At 70.1% G+C, this 13,873-nt stretch carries 14 protein-coding genes and 1 pseudogene; 13 read left to right on the top strand and 2 right to left on the bottom strand.

The window, feature by feature from the left end; translation table 11 throughout:
* Positions 1-5: 5 nt before the first annotated feature.
* The 4 genes from ACFVIU_RS37115 (at position 6) to ACFVIU_RS37100 (ending at position 4,235) form a co-directional block, all read left to right on the top strand.
* On the top strand, positions 6-1,004 hold the full coding sequence (locus ACFVIU_RS37115; protein ID WP_385848073.1) for a spirocyclase AveC family protein: 999 nt from the start codon (positions 6-8) through the stop codon (positions 1,002-1,004).
* A 232-nt stretch (positions 1,005-1,236) separates the two neighbouring features.
* The gene (locus ACFVIU_RS37110) at positions 1,237-1,620 is read left to right on the top strand and encodes a hypothetical protein (protein ID WP_385848072.1); all 384 of its coding nucleotides are present in this window, start codon (positions 1,237-1,239) and stop codon (positions 1,618-1,620) included.
* A gap of 127 nt (positions 1,621-1,747) precedes the next feature.
* On the top strand, positions 1,748-3,157 hold the full coding sequence (locus ACFVIU_RS37105) for an NAD(P)/FAD-dependent oxidoreductase (protein WP_385848070.1): 1,410 nt from the start codon (positions 1,748-1,750) through the stop codon (positions 3,155-3,157).
* A gap of 364 nt (positions 3,158-3,521) precedes the next feature.
* On the top strand, positions 3,522-4,235 hold the full coding sequence (locus tag ACFVIU_RS37100; RefSeq protein WP_385848069.1) for a DUF4158 domain-containing protein: 714 nt from the start codon (positions 3,522-3,524) through the stop codon (positions 4,233-4,235).
* Positions 4,236-4,609: 374 nt separating this feature from the next.
* On the opposite strand, the gene ACFVIU_RS37095 is transcribed toward ACFVIU_RS37100, so the two are convergent.
* Positions 4,610-6,079, bottom strand: coding sequence for an MFS transporter (locus ACFVIU_RS37095; RefSeq protein WP_385848067.1), 1,470 nt, complete (start codon positions 6,077-6,079; stop codon positions 4,610-4,612).
* 97 nt (positions 6,080-6,176) lie between these two features.
* Here ACFVIU_RS37095 and ACFVIU_RS37090 point away from each other — a divergent pair, with 97 nt between their 5' ends.
* From ACFVIU_RS37090 to ACFVIU_RS37050, 9 genes are all read left to right on the top strand, one after another.
* Positions 6,177-7,190, top strand: coding sequence for an Lrp/AsnC family transcriptional regulator (locus ACFVIU_RS37090; RefSeq protein WP_385848066.1), 1,014 nt, complete (start codon positions 6,177-6,179; stop codon positions 7,188-7,190).
* 70 nt (positions 7,191-7,260) lie between these two features.
* Positions 7,261-7,524, top strand: coding sequence for a hypothetical protein (locus ACFVIU_RS37085; protein ID WP_385848064.1), 264 nt, complete (start codon positions 7,261-7,263; stop codon positions 7,522-7,524).
* Positions 7,525-8,218: 694 nt separating this feature from the next.
* Positions 8,219-8,425, top strand: coding sequence for a hypothetical protein (locus tag ACFVIU_RS37080; RefSeq protein ID WP_385848063.1), 207 nt, complete (start codon positions 8,219-8,221; stop codon positions 8,423-8,425).
* A 906-nt stretch (positions 8,426-9,331) separates the two neighbouring features.
* Positions 9,332-9,595: a hypothetical protein gene (locus ACFVIU_RS37075; RefSeq protein WP_385848061.1), complete on the top strand. Its 264-nt coding sequence runs from the start codon at positions 9,332-9,334 to the stop codon at positions 9,593-9,595.
* Positions 9,596-9,711: 116 nt separating this feature from the next.
* The gene (locus ACFVIU_RS37070) at positions 9,712-9,930 is read left to right on the top strand and encodes a hypothetical protein (RefSeq protein WP_385848060.1); all 219 of its coding nucleotides are present in this window, start codon (positions 9,712-9,714) and stop codon (positions 9,928-9,930) included.
* A gap of 520 nt (positions 9,931-10,450) precedes the next feature.
* The gene (locus ACFVIU_RS37065) at positions 10,451-11,125 is read left to right on the top strand and encodes a DUF4265 domain-containing protein (RefSeq protein ID WP_385848058.1); all 675 of its coding nucleotides are present in this window, start codon (positions 10,451-10,453) and stop codon (positions 11,123-11,125) included.
* Between the two features lie 131 nt (positions 11,126-11,256).
* The gene (locus tag ACFVIU_RS37060) at positions 11,257-11,685 is read left to right on the top strand and encodes a DUF6086 family protein (protein WP_385848057.1); all 429 of its coding nucleotides are present in this window, start codon (positions 11,257-11,259) and stop codon (positions 11,683-11,685) included.
* Between the two features lie 133 nt (positions 11,686-11,818).
* A complete protein-coding gene (locus ACFVIU_RS37055) occupies positions 11,819-12,280 on the top strand; it encodes a hypothetical protein (protein WP_385848056.1) in 462 nt (153 codons plus the stop codon).
* A 516-nt stretch (positions 12,281-12,796) separates the two neighbouring features.
* Positions 12,797-13,723 carry a class I SAM-dependent methyltransferase gene (locus ACFVIU_RS37050; RefSeq protein ID WP_385848054.1) on the top strand — a complete coding sequence of 309 codons (927 nt, stop codon included), beginning with the start codon at positions 12,797-12,799 and terminating at the stop codon, positions 13,721-13,723.
* On the opposite strand, the pseudogene ACFVIU_RS37045 reads toward ACFVIU_RS37050, so the two are convergent.
* Positions 13,608-13,873, bottom strand: a pseudogene (locus ACFVIU_RS37045) (NADP oxidoreductase); the annotation flags it as partial. The gene ACFVIU_RS37050 and the pseudogene ACFVIU_RS37045 overlap by 116 nt on opposite strands.

Raw genomic sequence — 13,873 nt, 5'->3', positions numbered from 1 at the left:
TGGCCGTGTGCACCCGACCCGAATCCGACCCGGCCAAGGCCGAGCGCGAGCCCGCCCGGGCGTCGGCGCCCCCCGTCCGGCGGCGCCGTCCCACACCGGTGGTCCTCTGGGCCACCGTTGGGGCCCTCTTCCTTGGCCTGGAGGCATACGTGGCGGTGCGCTACCTTGCCTCGGGGCAGCTCTGGCTGAGCACCGGCGACCTCGGCACACTGAGCAGGACCCATCAGACCCTGCTCTGGACCGCGCAGTTCCTCGTTATCGTGATGGTCGTCCCGCTCGTCGTCTGGATCGCACGCCGCTGCATCGCCGAACGCCGCCTGACCATTGACGCGTTGCTGCTGCTCGGATTCGTCTCCCAGGCGGGGCTCGACCCCTACTTTTCCCCCATGGGGATGCTCAACTCCGCGAGCCTGCACATCCCCTCCTGGGGCGAACACCTACCGGCCTGGCCGGAGGTCTTCGGATTCCCCGACCCCTCAGTCAAGGTCGAACCTCTTCTGGTCACCGGTGTCGGATACCTCACCGGCCTAGTGTTCGCGCTCACCGCCGCCGCCGTCATGCACTTCTGGGTCCTGCGGCGGTGGCCCAATTTGAGCGGAATCCGCCTCGCCGCCACAGGACTCGGTATCTGCGCAGGCATCGGACTGCCCATCGAGATCATCTGGATCCGGACCGGCGCCTACGCCTACAGGGAAGGCGTCCCGCTCCTGACGCTCTTCTCCACCGAGTGGTACCAGGTCCCCGTCTACCTGCCACTGACATCCGGGATCTTCTGGTACGGAACCGCCTGGCTCATCCGGCACTACTACATCCACCGCGGCCCCAACAACACCGTCTTCCGGGGCACCACCCTGCTGCCGCCCCGGGCCAGGACACCCATCCGGGCACTCGCCGTCATCGGGATCCTGGACGTGTCCGTGATGCTCGACTGCATTGCCTTCCGGCTCTTCACTCTGCTGCCAGGATCGATAACGGCCGATCATCTGCCACTGCCGTTCGTGTGACCCCCGTCGCCCCACGCCCGCCCGGAAAACGCGGCCGAGGCCGACGCCGGCCGCGATCGGTGATCCGCCGCCCCTCTCCCGCACCCCAGGAGTGTCCATGCCAAGTACGCGCCATGGTCATCGGCGCCGGCCTAGCGGGGCACTTCGCAGCTCGTGTCCTGGCCGGACGCTTCCGGCAGGTCATCGACGGTGGGGCTACCACCCCTGAACCACGAGTCGAGGAGCCACTGGCATGACCTTGGTCCGTTGCGCCGCCTCTCCCTGCCAGGCAAGCGACATCCTGATCAGCACTACGCGGCAGAACATCGGCAACCTCGCCGTGGCAGCCTTCGGGGGTATCCGCCGGCTGCTCGCCCTGCCGCTGCTGGGCAGCGGTTATCTGGCCTACCTCGCCGCCCTCTTCTGGCCTGCGATAATCGCCCGTGCCACCGCCATGAGCAACCTGCTCCTGTCCGTCATCGGTCTGGTCACCCTCGGCTCCATGCTGTCCACCCTGTACGTGGTCTCCCTGTTTCTGCCCGCGAGCACCAAGTTGGGGAGCCGGACCGCACAGCGCGCTGCGCCGAAGGCGCGGGCCTCTGCACCAGCAACGCCAGATTCCGCATCAGCCAAGTGAGGCCAGGAGTGCCGATGTCCCCCCTCCCCGCAACCACCCCAGATCACGCCGTCGCCACCAGCACGGAGATCACGGGCCTGCTCCCGTGCGCTCTCCTGGCCAGCACTCCCCAGACCCGGGGGGTGCGATGACGCCCGAGGCACCCGGGAGCCCCGGGCGGGTGCAGGCCGTGGTCATCGGCGTCGGCATGGCGGGACTCCTCACCGCCCGTGTCCTGGCCGAACACTTCCGGCAGGTCATCGTCCTCGACCGGGACGAACTGCCCACCTATGCGGCACACCGCACCGGGGTCCCCCAGGGGGCACACGTCCACGCACTGTTCACCCGGGGGCTGCGCACCGTAGAAGAACTCCTTCCTGGATTCACCGCCGCCCTCCTCCAGCGCGGTGGACAGAACATCGACGTCGGCGCCGACCTGGCCATTCACACCCCGTACGGCTGGGGTGTCCGCTCCCCTTCCGCCCTCAGGGTGGTCGGAGCCAGCCGTCCACTCATCGAAGCAGTCGTCAGAGAACAGATCACCGCACTCCCTGGCGTCCGCCTCCTCGACCGCCACCACGTCGAACACCCGATAGGCACCAGACACCGCGTGACAGCCGTCCGGGTCCGGGACCTGCGGGGCGGAACCACAGCCGACATCCCTGCCCAACTGGTTGTGGACGCCTCCGGGCGCGGCTCCCGGCTCCCCGCCTGGCTGAAGACGCTCGGCTGCCCCGAACCGGTACCCGAGAGCGTGGTCGACCCCCAACTGAGCTATGCCACCCGGTTGTACCGTAGGAGCTCCGCCGACGGCCTGGGCTGGCGCGCCTGCTACAGCCTGCTCAACGCCCCCGCCACGACACGCGGCGCGGTGATCGCCCCCATCGAGGACGGGCGCTGGATCGTCACCCTCCTCGGGATCGGCCCGGATCGCCCCACCAGGCAGGAGAACGACTTCCTCCCCTTCGCCGCCTCCCTGCCCACCGCCGAGATCGCGCACGCCCTCCAACACATGACACCGCTCACCCCCGTGGCCACCAGCCGTGCCACCGCCAACCGCCGCCGTCACCTCGACCGGGCCCCGGCGCTCCCCGCCAACCTCTTCGTCCTCGGCGACGCGGCATGCGCCTTCAACCCCATCTACGCACAAGGCATGACAGTAGCGGCGCTAGGTGCCCGGCTTCTGGGTGCCTGCCTGCGCGGACCGGCCGGGCCGACGGCCACCGCGGCCCGCTTCCACCGCCGTCTCTCCCGGCTGATCGACGGCCCCTGGCTCCTGGCCACCTCCGCCGACCAGCGCTTCCCTCTCACTCAAGGCCCCGCCCCCTCCCTCACGCGGCGTCTCATGGCCGATCACCTGGACCGGGTGCTGGCAGCAGGAGCCCGCAACCCCCAGGTGCAGCACGCGTTTCTGAAGGTCCTGACCATGGTCGACGGCCCCTCCTCGCTCGCAGCCCCCGCCACCCTGCTCCGCACTCTGCGCCACAGCGCCCGGACAGTGCCAAGCCCGGTACCCGGTCCGTGCCCAGCCACCAGGCCCCAGTCATCTCAGCCATGAGCTCAACGGCGGTCGGCGACCAGCGGGAGCGGATCAAGCCCGTCGCAGACGCCCACGACATGGCCGGTCCGGCGGGGCCGGAGGCGTTCCGCCTGTGCATTTACGGCGGCACGCAGCACCTGCCGGACCCGCAGATGTCTGGCCTTCCGCTGCCCCGGCCCCGGCACAGGCCCCCCAGGCGCCCGACGCGGGAGGCTGCAGGCCCCGTCCGGGCGCCTTCTACCAGGTGCGGCCGCCGCGCCGGGGCGGTTCCCAGATTTCCGCTCGGTGTACAGCGGCGCCTCTACCGTCCAGGCCCGATACCGGGGATGGGGGTGACGGAAGGGGTTGTGGAGTGGGGCGGGGTCTGGGTCTGGACGGGGTGGTGGACCACTTCACCCTGTCCGGCGACGAGGCGGGATGGTTACGCAACAAGACCGGGGCGACGAGACTGGGCTTCGCCGTCCAGCTCAAGTTCCTGATCTGGCGCGGCCGGTTTCCCAAGATGCGCATGGAACTGCCGCCCGATGCGGTCGAGCACGTCGCGAAGCAGGTGGGCGTCGCCGCGTCCGAGCTGGGGTTCTACGGCTTCACCTCGCGTGCTGCGAAGCGTCACCGCAGCGAGCTGCGAGATCTGACCGGCTGGCACGAGTGCACCACGACCGATCACCTCACGCTCGTCTCCCACCTGGTGGACGCGATCTGGCACGACGAACGGAGCCAGGAGCAGGTACGGGCCGAGCTGTTCCGGCAGATGCGGCACGAGCTGATCGAGCCTCCGACCCCGGACCAGGTCACCTCGACCATCCGGTCCGCGCTGCACCAGGCCGACGAGCGGGCCGTCGCCGAGGTCGCCGCGCGGCGCCTTGCGTGGGAAGAGGAGTGTCCCCGCCGGCTGGACGCGCTGATCTTCACCGACCCGACCGACAACGACGATGCCGCCGACCAGGATGAGGCCGCAGCCGTGGACGATGACAGCACCGAGGAGGACGACGAGATCGAGTCGGTGCTCTCGGACATCAAGGACCATCCGGGCAACGTCAGCCTCAACTCGGCACACCCTGACCAACGACCGACTGATCCAAACGAAACTGCGTAGTTCGGATAAGACCAACTCGGCGCGTTCGGCCTGGCCCTGAACGCCGTGGTGCTGTTCAACAGCCTCTGCATCGACGCCGCAGTCAAGCAGCCGGCCGCCGACGGCTTCTGCCGTCACCGACGAGCTACCCGCCCGCCGCTCCCCCCTCCAGTACGACCCCATCGACTTCCTCGGCCGATACGCCTTCACCCCGCCGCCGGCGCCGGGCCTGCGGCAGCTGCGCTACCCGCACGGCGGCGACGACGGCGAGGACGAGTAGCCTCAGCCCGCTGCACACGAAAGGGGTTCGGTGATGTGCGACCCAGATACGTTGCACAGAGGCAAAAAGGTGCTCCTTAAGCCCTCATGGCGTGACGGCGCTCCGCTCGAAGGTGTCACCTGTCCGTGGCGTCGGGAACGAAGGGTTGATCCGGGCTCGTGGGCGATGAGCGCCGCGGGAGCATCATGGCCGTGGTCACTGCGGTGGCGAGGATGAGCGCGGCGGCGAGGCAGAAGGCGTTGCGGGCGCCGGTGAGCGCGGCGGCCGGGGTGGGGGCGCCGCGCGCGGCGGCATGGAAGAAGAGGCTGCCGAGCAGGGCGACGCCGAGAGTGCCGCCGAGTTGCTGCACCGCGTTGAGCAGGCCGGCGGCGGAACCCGTCTCGTGGGGGCGGACTCGGTGCAGGGCGGTGGTGAAGAACGGCACGGCGTACAGGCCCTGACCGATCCCGGCCACGGCCAGTGCGGGCAACAGCAGCCAGGGGTAGGAGGCGGGCGGGCTGGTGGCGTACACGGCGGCGGCCGATACGACTCCGGTGAGCAGGGCCAGCAGGCCGGCGCTCATGACCCGGGCCCCGTAACGGGGTACGAGCCAGGTACCGGCGACCCAGGACGACAGCGCCATCATCGCCGACCACGGCAGCAGGGTGAAGCCGGCCGAGAGGACGTCGCGGTGCAAACCCAGCTGCATCTGGAGCACGGCCACCAGCATGAGGCCGCCCACCACCGCGAAGAACAGCACGCTGGACACCAGCGCGGCGGTGAAGCCGCGGTCGACGAACAGGCCCGGCTCGATGAGCGGGCTGCGGCCGCCGCGGGCTCGCCGCCGTTGATGTGCGGCGAAGCCCGCCAACACCGCGCCGCCGGCGGCGAGCATGGCCCAGCACCAGCCTGGCCAGCCGTACGCGCCGCCCTCGATGAGCGGATAGACCAGCAGGCTGCTGCCCAGGACCGCCAGCGCCGTGCCGGCGTGGTCCAGCCGTGGCCGGAGCGCGGCACGGTCCTCGTGCAGCAGCGGCGTGGCCGCCAGCACGGCGGCGCCGAGGGGGACGTTGACGAGGAAGACCGCCCGCCAGGAGGAACCCAGCACATCCGCTTGGGTCAGCGCGCCACCGACCATCGGGCCGGTCACCGCGGCGAGCCCCATGACCGGCCCGATGGTGCCCATGGCCCGGGCCAGTGCCGAGCCGGTGAACATGGCGCGGATCATGCCGATGGTCTGCGGGATGATCAGTGCGGCCGCGGCACCCTGCACCGCCCGCAGGGCGATCAGCGCCGCCGTGGACGGCGCGAGCGCGCACCCCAGCGAGGCCAGGACGAAGCCGCCCATGCCCAGGCGGAACACCCGACGCCGGCCGATGATGTCACCCAGCCGTCCACCGGTGATCAGGAAGACGGCGAACGGCAAGGTGTACGCGGCACTGAACCACTGGATGCTGGAAGCCGGACCGCCCAAACCGGCTCGGATCACGGGGGCGGCGACGGTCATGATGGTGGCGTCGAGGAGGTTCATGGCCTCGGCGATCAGCAACACGCCGAGTGCGGCCCAGCGCCGCTGCGGCGGCGCAGTGATGGTGGAGTACGACATGCGCTCGACAGTGCGCGCCGCCGCCGGGCCATCTCCACTTCGAGCGGCTGGATCGGTGAAACATTCCATCAGAGTGTCTGTGGTGCATGATTCTCACATGCTGGACGACATCGACCGTGGTCTCATCCATGCCCTGCGCATCGCCGGGCGGGCGCCGTTCAGCGCGATCGCCGACGTCCTCGACGTCTCGGCGCAAACGATCTCCCGCCGCTACCGGCGGCTGTGCGCAGACGCCGGGCTGCGGGTGGTCGGCCTGGCCGAGCCGGAGCGCAGCGACCGCACCCAATGGCTGCTGCGACTGACCACGGGGCCGCGCGCCGCTCAGGACGTCGCCGACGCGCTGGCCCGCCGCGCCGACACGTCCTGGGTCAAGCTCGCCTCGGGCGGCACCGAGATCGTCGCGATCGTGCACACCTCCACCGCCGCCGGGGCCGACGGGCACGCGCTGCTGCTGCACGACATCCCGCGCACCGCCGGTATCACCGCGGTCTCCGCGCATTGCGTCCTGCACACCTACCTCGGCGGGCCCACCGCATGGTCCGGCCACCAACAGGCCCTCGACGCCACGCAGCAGCGCCGCCTGCGCACCGCCGTGGCCGAGGCGGCGCCTGTCACCGCCGCCCCTGAAGTGCGGGCGGACCTCAGCGATGCCGACTCCGACCTGCTCGCTGCCCTCCAGCACGACGGTCGGGCGAGCCTGAGCAGCCTTGCCGCGGCCACCGGCTGGTCGCCCGCCACCGTCGCGCGCCGGCTGGAGCAACTGCGGGCCCACGGACAGCTCTTCTTCGACGTCGAACTCGACTCCACCCTGCTGGGCGTCACCACGCAGGCGCTCCTGTGGATGGCCGTCGCCCCCGCCCACCTCGATCATGTCGCCCGTACCCTGGCCCGACACCCCGAGCTGGCCTACGTGGCCGCCGTCACCGGCCCTCACAATCTCACTGCCCATGCCCTATGCCCCGACCCGGCGGGCCTGCACCGTTACCTCACCGAACGCCTGGGCACCCTGAAGGCGATCACCACCCTGGAGACCGCGCCCGTGCTGCGCACGATCAAGATGGCCGGACCGCTCCCGGCCCCCGGCAAGCCGCCCATGCGACGCCGCCCATAACCCGGGCCAGGCGACGCTCGGCACGTGGCCTCGACCGCCCCTCGGTTGTCATCAACGATCCTTTTGAAAGGTGGTGCAGCACGATCGCGTGGCCGACGTCGCCACCGTCGGTGGCCGCGGCCGCGGCCAGTTCGCCAGCAGCCGCGAGCAAGCCGGCCGCGGCAGCCAGCTCGGCCAGGTCACCCATATCGAGCGTGACGATGCGCGGCCCGCTGCTGAAGGCTGGCGGCCCGCCCGGGCGAGCGCGGTCTCCAGCACCACCGGCCAGCAGCCTCGCGGTGACGTCGATCGCATGCTCACTGTTCCCCCACCGTCTCGGCGCCCATGGTGGTAGTGCCGGCGGCGGACGGATGCGCGGCCGGGAGGGGAGGCGAGCAGCCGATCGTGCAGGTGCAAGTCCGCGGCGGCGATCCACGGCCACGCCCGCATCCGCCCGGTGCCGGGGGACCTCGGCCGCAGCGTCGGCTGCGGCCGAGGTCGAAGACGGCGGTCCGGCCAGGAACGGGCCGAGGAAGACACATCCTTCCCGGACACAGACAGGCGCCGAGATGGATGCCGAGACCACGCGCGCGGGCGGCCCGGGCGACCGCCTCGACATCGCGGCGCAGCCGGCCCGCGAGCACTTGGCCTACCGCGCCAGCCCAGCGGCACAGCTCGCCGCATGCGCACCAGCTCCCGCACCAGGCCAACGACATCGTGACCGGCAGGCAGGCGGGCGGGCGGCCCTCTCCAGCTTGAGAGCCTCCGAAACCGGCTACACAGCAGACAACAGGGCAACGAGCACCTAGAGTTGGTACGGCACGGCCAGCGGAGCTGGCTGCGACGGGAATGGGTCCGACGTCCCTTTCGGGCGTGTATGCCACCAAGGTGACACCGCGTCAATCGCGACAACTTCAGACACGGCCTGTACGTCGGCAGGGCCTCAGTTGATCACTCGTCTTCAGGGTGGTCGACCTGAGACACCTGCCACTTCGCATGCAGTCTTGCGCTCAGCTCGGCCGCCCTCCACCCGGAGGAGAGGCCCACGTATGGATGCGCAGATCGTCCTAGGGATTCTGGCAGCGGCTGGCGCCGTGTCCATCTTCTTGTTCGCCTTGAAAGGCCTGCTCGACCAGATCCCTGATGTGATCCGGTCATGGCGTCGCATCGTGATGGAAGCCCGCCGCGCCCCATCGCATCACGGGCCCGAGCAAGAAGACCACCGCCCGTCCTCCCCTGGCGCCCATGGCTCGTGATCACAGATCAGGCAGGCGCCAACCGATGACGCCAGAGACAGAGCCCGGTGGACGGCGCGAAGCAGCAGTCCTTGAGGACGCCCGGATACCAGGCCCGGGCCGGCCGGCCAGCATCACCCGCAGCCGGGCCAGGCCCACCACGCAGTCGGACAAGTCGCCAAGCCCGTGGCGGAGGCGGCCGAACTGCTCGGCAAGTCGGGGCGGCATCCGCCCTCCGGCCTTGAAGTCCTCGAAACTGACCGAGGAGGCACTCCGTGCGGGCCAGCCGCTGTCCGCCCAGCCGGGGACGCAGCTGACCGGACAGCACCCACCCCCACCCCCGCTTCCCCCCACCCCGTCACACAGAACCCGCACCGCCTCCAACCAGGCCGCCCCCGCACGCCCCCCGGGCAGGCCGACACCGGTGAAAGAGACGGCAGGAGCAGGACCTCACTCAGCACGCCAGAACACCGAAAGATCACCAACACTCGCGAGAAAATCACCAAAGGGCCGAACCTGGTGAGGCCCGGGGCGAGCGGCCGGGCACCAAGACCGCCCGCATCACCGCCCGGCCGACAAGCCGGTGCAGGCGGCCGGAACGCCCGGGCAGCCGCTGAGCCCACCCGCGAGCCGCCTGCCCCCGGCATCCGGGAACGAATCGCAGCCAACAAACCCGGACCGGCCCCTTGCCGCAAGCACCACCGAAGTCACTGCTCCCTTGGGCCGTTCATCAATGTGCGGTGGGCCGATTCACCAGGTCGGACGGGTCCGTGTTCGCTCCGCACAGCACCACGCAGACCTTCTCGCCGTTGCCGGGCCGGTAGCTCCAGCTCATGGCCACCGGGCCGGGCCGGCAGGTCGCGGTCGGGGACGTGCCGGTCCGGTGACGTGAGCGCGGCCAGAGCGGTGGCGGCACCGTGCCGCAGGATGCGCCGCTCGAAGCGACCCCGGCTCGCCCGCTGCCAGAGCTGCGCGAACCGCTCCCGCAGACCGGGTTCCTCGTCGGCAGCCCCGATCCGCAACCTCTCCCCCGCCGACAGGAAGACGGAACAGGCGCAGCACGGCCGGCCCATGGCACTGCCGCAGACCGCGCTCCTGGAGCACGCCGCGAGGCAGGACCTGTACACCGTGATGACCTTCCTCCAGCGGGGAGCACCCACCGCCGCGCATCTGACCGGCGGCAGGCCATAGGCAGCGGTGCTGGCAGGCGCCAGGGCGTGTCGCCGGAGTAGTAGAAGCGGCATCTGCCCCCGGGGCCGGGTGTGCAGGGTTCGCCGGCACGGGGGTCGTACAGGACACGTGCTTGCGTGGCCGGGCCACCGGGAGAGCTCGCTGGCCAGGACCACGCCCTCGTCGACTTCCTCGGCCCGCCACCCGTGGATGTCCAGCAGCAGGCCGACCAGCGGCCCGCCGACCAGTACACCGTAGGCCCGGCTCGGGAACGGGCCGAGACCGGGGCCGAGGTCGTCATGGTCCGCGCCGTCGGACTGCCCCCCGAGCCCTGGCCGAAGGCGCGGGCGGCATGATGCCGTGCACTCCAGCCGTCATCACGCAACACCAACAGAAGACCAAGGCCCCTCATGGTCCCCTTCCCGGCTACGGCAAACCTCTCTTCGGGGCGCTGGGGAGTCCTTCGTGCCGATCCCCTGCCCCGCGAGACCACGGCGTCTTTGATCAGCCGCATCGCCAACCGCTACGGGATGGAAGCGAAGGTGCTGTGGGTCTGCTGAAAGTGGCAACTGCCCGGCCGGGCAGGACGGCGGAGGTGCGCGGGCCGATGCCGAGGTGCTGCTGAACACGGCCGGACGCCGACTTGTGGCAGGCCTGTGCGGCGTCGAGGAGGAGGTGCTGGCGCGGGCGTTGCCGTCCTGGGCGGTGGAGGATGCGAAGCTGCGCGCCGGAACCGGTGATCCGGAGGGGCTGTGGCGGGTCGCCGACGCAGTGGCCGGGCCGGCGGGGTTCGGCTGCCGGCTGTCTGCGGCGCGGCGTAAGGGGGGCCGGGCGGGTGGTGCGGTACACGCCGCGGGGGGGGGGGAGCGGGTGTGCGTGCGGCACGGGCGGTGCCTGCTGGACACCGACGCCGACCAGCCGCTGGAGCACCTGGATCTGCGGAGCCTGCCGGAGGTGGTGGCGGCGCAGCGGCGGTGCGCGTCGGTGGGGCGGCGGGCGGGGCGGGCCGGTGCGGAGCCGGAGTGGGTGTCCGCGCTGGCGCGGGCGGTGGTGGCCCGGTGGTGGGAACAGGCCTACGGCTGGGAGCGGGAGACGGTCTGGCCGCGGCGCCTGCACCTGGCCGCGGGCGGGAATGCCGGCGGTGACCTGGAGCGGTGGCAGGTCGTGGGGCGGGACGCGGTCGCCTTCCCGGAAGTGGTAGCGGTGGTAGAGGCGCTGCTCGACCCGGCCATGGCCGAGCTGGTGTGGGCGGACAGCGGCGCCGGCCGGCCGCAGGCACTGCCCGCCGACGGATTGTTCTGCCGCAGGCTCGGCACCACGGGCGAGGGCATCGAGCAGTTCCGGATGGTCGCGCTGGACATGCCGCCGGAAGCAAACATCCAGCGGATCCGCAAGCTGTTGGAACACGGCGACGAGAAGGATTGGTGGCACTGGGAAGAGGCATGTGTCACCTCCGCCTGGAGAGCCAGTGCAGGCACTGAGGACGAATTGAGCGCCACCTTGACTGCTCGCGTCAGCATCCGGACGCGAGAGGGTGGGGGAACTGGCTGACCGTCGACACTTGCTATCGCAGACATCGCCGTCGCGCTCATCTGCCATCGCCGCCTCATCGCTTCATAAGGCCCTGCGCCGAGACCGCCCGCGGACTAGCCTGTCCCCGTGACCAGCAGGGAGATGCCCCGGTGAGCCAGTACTACGACATGGGCGAGCAGACCCTGTGGAACCCGTCCAACGGCGCCTCTCGGCTATTCCTGCGCCAAGTCGCCCTCCACGAAGCGGAACTGGGACTGCCATCCGGGATCGGCCCCATGGAAGCCGACGAGTGCCAGATCGACCCCACCGGATTCAAAGCGTTTGTCGGCGCCCTGCTGGCACGACACCGCAGCACCCGCCATGCCGTCGTGATCGCCCTGTCCGAAGCATTCGTCGCCACGGTGCTGGTCCTCGCTGAGAGGGCTGGTATTGACGTGGCCTGGAAGTCGAGCGACGGCGCTACGGGTGACGAACTCAGAGACGTCCAAGTCCCAGCACCTCCGGCTCCTGATCAGGAGGCATGGGCATCTGCCCTGCGCCAGAAGGCACGCGAACTCGACCAGTTCATGGCCCGCTGAACCGCGTCTCTAGGAGGCCGGGAAGCAAGCCATCAGAAACCGATGTCTATGCCGCCGCCGAAGGCACCGCCGCGGGCCTTGCTGTGCGACGCCCTCACAACCGAACCGACTACCCGGGGGGATTCAACACCTGATGTCCATATGGCCTTCGATCATTGCCGTACTCGGCACCCTCGCCGGTGCCGTGACGGCCGGACTCCTCCAGCACCGTTCGGCGCGCACCGCACGCGCCGAGGAGCGCGCCGACAGCCACCGCCAGGACCAGCTCGGTGCGGTCACCGACTTCGCGACCGCCCTGGACGCGCATCGCTCGGCGATGTTTCACCGTGAGCGTCTGGCCCTGACCGAAGCAGGCACCGAGCACCAGCTGGAGGCCCAGACGAGGTCCCACGACACCCGGGCGGCGATCACCACGCCCCACATCCGCCTTCAGATCCTGGTGCCCGAACTAGCCGTCCCCGCCCAGCAGGCCGCCGATGCCACGTACTCGCTGCGCAACGCCACCAGCCGGACCGACCTGGACACCCGGCGGCACGCGGCCAAGGAAGCATCCACCGCCTTCATCGCCGCGGCCGCCACGCTGCTGAGCCCCTGACAACCGCTGACTAAAAGCGACCACTCGGCGTCGCGGCGGGCCGCCGTTCTCTCGCAGAACGTCAAGACCGAGGTGAGTTCATTGCTTGGGCGCACTTCAGTTTCCCTGTCATGCCTGGCAGCCCCGGCACCTTCTTCGTCGATTTCCCGCTGGCCCCAGAGCCAGGCGCCCAGGCGTCCGCGTGACCGGCGCGTGGGACAAACCCTTCGTAGACCGGATTACGGCGGGTCACCAGCTTTCCTCGCTCAGGACAACGGCTCGGGGTCGGCTGGTCCCTGTCGACGGGAAGACCTCGTAGTTGATCCGCCGGCCGAGCTCCTTCGTGCGGTCGTTGTCAATCAGCCTCAGATAGTCGATCCCGGTCGGCGCGGGCGAGGCCGCAGCAGGGCTCTCGGGCTTCGCCTAGGGGGTGCGCGTGACGGGGTGATCAGGTGCGGGTGTCGACGATCAGGCAATTCCCCACGATCTACATGATCAGCTTCACGTAATTCCCCAGCCCCGTGATCGCGACTCCCCATGGGGACGGTGCATCCATGGGTGTGCACTCGGCGGGCCATGACGGGCCTCTACGATGATCCGATGCGCCAGCCCGCCGCAGATCCGTACTGGAACACCAACGTTGCCCGGCACCCGGGCATCCTCCGAGCTGTTCCCGAGGGGTGCGGTGATGCCCTGGACGTCGGCTGCGGGGACGGGCTGTTGGCCCGGAAGCTTGCCGGGCGGGCAAAACGTGTCACCGGGATCGACACATCGCCGGACATGATCGCCTGCGCACGCGAGTCTGCTGCTGGCAATCCACAACTCGCCTTCGTCGAGGGAGACTTCCTCACCGTGGAACTTCCCGGTGTGGAGTACGACTTCGTCTGCTCGGTGACCACGATCCACCACATGGACTTCGAGGCGGCCCTCGTCCGCATGCGTGGCCTTAACTTCGCGGCATTGGTCGATCATCTGCCGGTGGCAGTAGCCCTCGGGCCGCCCGCCCCGGCCGGCCAACCAACCGGGAACGGGCAGCAGTTCCCGTACCAGGGCCCACTCGTCATCGCTCATGTCCGAGTCGTACCGGGGCGGGCGCTCCGGCCGGTCGGCCGCGTTCCCGAACCTGTGGGCGAGACAGTCACACCCAGGAGTGGACCGACTGGACCCGGCAACCATGACCACGCGACACTTCGACAACAGGGCCTCTTGCTCCTCGCTGGACTCGACATCCGCGAGCTACCAAGAGGCCCTTCTTCCATGCGTCCGCACCGGCAGACTCACCCGGGCCAGGCCCCTGTTCGAACCCGACCGACCACCCGAGCGGAAAGAGAACAGCCAGTTAGAACCCCTAACGGAAAGCCGCCGTGCCGTCTTCCGTTTCCTGGTGGCTCGGCCCGGCCGCGTATGCCAGCGGTGGTGCGATTGCTTGCGCATCCGCTCCCTCGCCGACCCACAGGGCGATGAATAGCGCGGCGGTCGCTTCCAGGAGTCCCGCACGTTCGAGACCGCCGCCAGCCAAGGGTTCGCAGCCCACGTCCTGCACCAACTCGCTTACACGCGCGAGGGCAGTCTCGTCGTCTCCGCAGACCGGCACGGCCAGTGGTCGCCCATCGA

The organism is Streptomyces sp. NPDC127190, assembly GCF_042672505.1.
GTDB lineage: Bacteria > Actinomycetota > Actinomycetes > Streptomycetales > Streptomycetaceae > Streptomyces.
Note: the sequence above shows the minus strand (reverse complement) of the source record. Positions and strands in the feature narration are given on the sequence as shown.

Coding starts and splice junctions, on each gene's coding strand:
- ACFVIU_RS37110 (WP_385848072.1), top strand. CDS start 1,237: ATGACCTTGGTCCGTTGCGCCGCCTCTCCCTGCCAGGCAAGCGACATC.
- ACFVIU_RS37105 (WP_385848070.1), top strand. CDS start 1,748: ATGACGCCCGAGGCACCCGGGAGCCCCGGGCGGGTGCAGGCCGTGGTC.
- ACFVIU_RS37095 (WP_385848067.1), bottom strand. CDS start 6,079: ATGTCGTACTCCACCATCACTGCGCCGCCGCAGCGGCGCTGGGCCGCA.
- ACFVIU_RS37090 (WP_385848066.1), top strand. CDS start 6,177: ATGCTGGACGACATCGACCGTGGTCTCATCCATGCCCTGCGCATCGCC.
- ACFVIU_RS37080 (WP_385848063.1), top strand. CDS start 8,219: ATGGATGCGCAGATCGTCCTAGGGATTCTGGCAGCGGCTGGCGCCGTG.
- ACFVIU_RS37075 (WP_385848061.1), top strand. CDS start 9,332: ATGCGCCGCTCGAAGCGACCCCGGCTCGCCCGCTGCCAGAGCTGCGCG.
- ACFVIU_RS37055 (WP_385848056.1), top strand. CDS start 11,819: ATGTCCATATGGCCTTCGATCATTGCCGTACTCGGCACCCTCGCCGGT.
- ACFVIU_RS37050 (WP_385848054.1), top strand. CDS start 12,797: ATGGGGACGGTGCATCCATGGGTGTGCACTCGGCGGGCCATGACGGGC.